General features: G+C 28.5%; 1 protein-coding gene. It reads left to right on the top strand.

The window, feature by feature from the left end; all coding sequences use genetic code 11:
- Nucleotides 1–1,979, top strand: a 1,979-nt coding sequence (locus HMPREF9131_RS07885) for a leucine-rich repeat domain-containing protein (protein ID WP_036744538.1), incomplete at both ends; no start/stop codon positions are given.

Raw genomic sequence — 1,979 nt, 5'->3', positions numbered from 1 at the left:
CAACTGTGCATACAAGTGCATTTGCAAAGTCTGATGTTACTTGGACGGAAGATGATTTTATGTATTCCTCTGAGGGAAATATAATTGCCTTTAGTGATAAAGGCTTAGAAAAGAAAGAGAAGACAAATATTCTAGTATTTCCTGAAGGAACGAAGTCTATAAATGGAAATTATTCTTTAAGTCATTCAAACGATGAACTTAGATATAAAAGAGAATTTGGACGTGGCAAACATTGGGATAAAGTAATTATTCCTGATTCTGTTAAGCATTTAGGCTATGCTGCCTTTTACGATGCAAGTATAGACGAGGTAAAACTATCAAATAGTCTAACTTATCTTGGTGGTTTAGCATTTTTCAATTGTGGACTTAGAGAAGTGACTTTACCTGATACTTTGGTAAATATTGAACATAATGCTTTTGAAAGAAATAACCTCCAAGAAATAACTATACCGAAGTCTGTAAAGACAATTGAACAGTACGCTTTTTCAAGAAATAAATTGCACACTATAAAAGTTTTAGGCAATCCAAATATTAACAGTAAGGGAGTATTCCATAATCAAGAAGTTGAATATAGACCAAAACAAAATCCATTTTACGAAAATCATTTTGGTTTCAACGGAAATCAAGGATTCAAATCTATTCCTAATGGATTAAGGTTTGTAAATGGAGAGTTTTTCTTTGATAAGAATGTAGATAGTGTAGAAGTTGAATTTGATTATAACAATGATATGTATCAAGGAAAGATGACTATATACAACCCAAATAAATATTCCATTGATACTCAAACAGATTTAACAGGACAAGATATTGATGAAAAGGACAATAAGATTGATGATTTAACTAAAAACATTAAGGATTTAGAAAATCAGATCAAAGACTTAAATGATAAGAAACAAGAAGACCAATCAAAGATAGATGAATTAAAAGAAAAGTTAGAATCTTGCAAAGATAATGGAGAGAAACTAAAACAAGAAAAAGCTAATCTAGAAGAAGAGATTAGAGATAAAGATAATAAGATTGCTCAATTGAATAAAGAAATTGAGAATCTTAAAAACTCCAATAATGATGAACTAATAGCAGAAATCACTCAACTTAAAGATGAATTAAAAAGATTACAAAATGAAAATGCAAAACTAAAAGAAGATTATTCATCTACAAAATGGGAGTTAGAAGCTGAGAAAGAAAAGACCGATAAAAACGAAAATAAAATCAAAGAAATGCAAGAAAAGCTCAAGTCTTTAGAAGGAGAACTTGCAAAGAAGACTAAAGAAATTGAGGATAAAGACAATAGAATTAAGGATTTAGAAAAAGCTCTTGATGAAAAAGATACTAAGATAAAAGAATTAGATAATAAAAAGAAAGAAACAGAAAAGACTAAGTCAGAATGTTGTAAGAAAATTGAAGAGCTTCAAAAGGCTATTGATAGTTTAAAAGAATCTTCTGAAAATACAAAAAAAGAATTAGAAGATAAGATTAAAGAACTAGAAGAAAAACAAAAATCTTCTGAAGAAGAAATTAAAAAGCTAAAAGAAGAATTAGATAAGAAAATTGAAGAAGCAAAGAAGTTAATCGAGGAAGCAAATAAAAAAGCTAAAGAAGAACTTGAAAAGCAAGCTAAAGATGAAAAAGAAAAAAATATAAACCAAGGCTTATCTAATAAATTAGATGAACTTCTAAAACTCCAAAAAGAAAACAAAGAGAAGAAAGAAGATAAGAAATCTCAAGATAAAAAATGGGACGAACTTTTGAAAGCTGATGATAAGAACATCCTAAATCAATTTGATCTTAACAAGATGAAAAAGCAAGAGGAACAACAAGGTAAAAAACAAGTTAAAGATGAAAAAGAATTTGCAGTTTTCCAAGTAGACAAAAACTTTTATAACATTATCAACAAAGATGGTAAGACAACAGTATATATGGATGTAAAAACTTATGTAGACCAAGGAAGAACTATGATTCCAGTAAGATATATTGCTTAT

The organism is Peptoniphilus sp. oral taxon 836 str. F0141, from assembly GCF_000179335.1.
GTDB classification, from domain to species: Bacteria; Bacillota; Clostridia; order Tissierellales; family Peptoniphilaceae; genus Peptoniphilus_A; species Peptoniphilus_A lacrimalis.
Note: the sequence above shows the minus strand (reverse complement) of the source record. Positions and strands in the feature narration are given on the sequence as shown.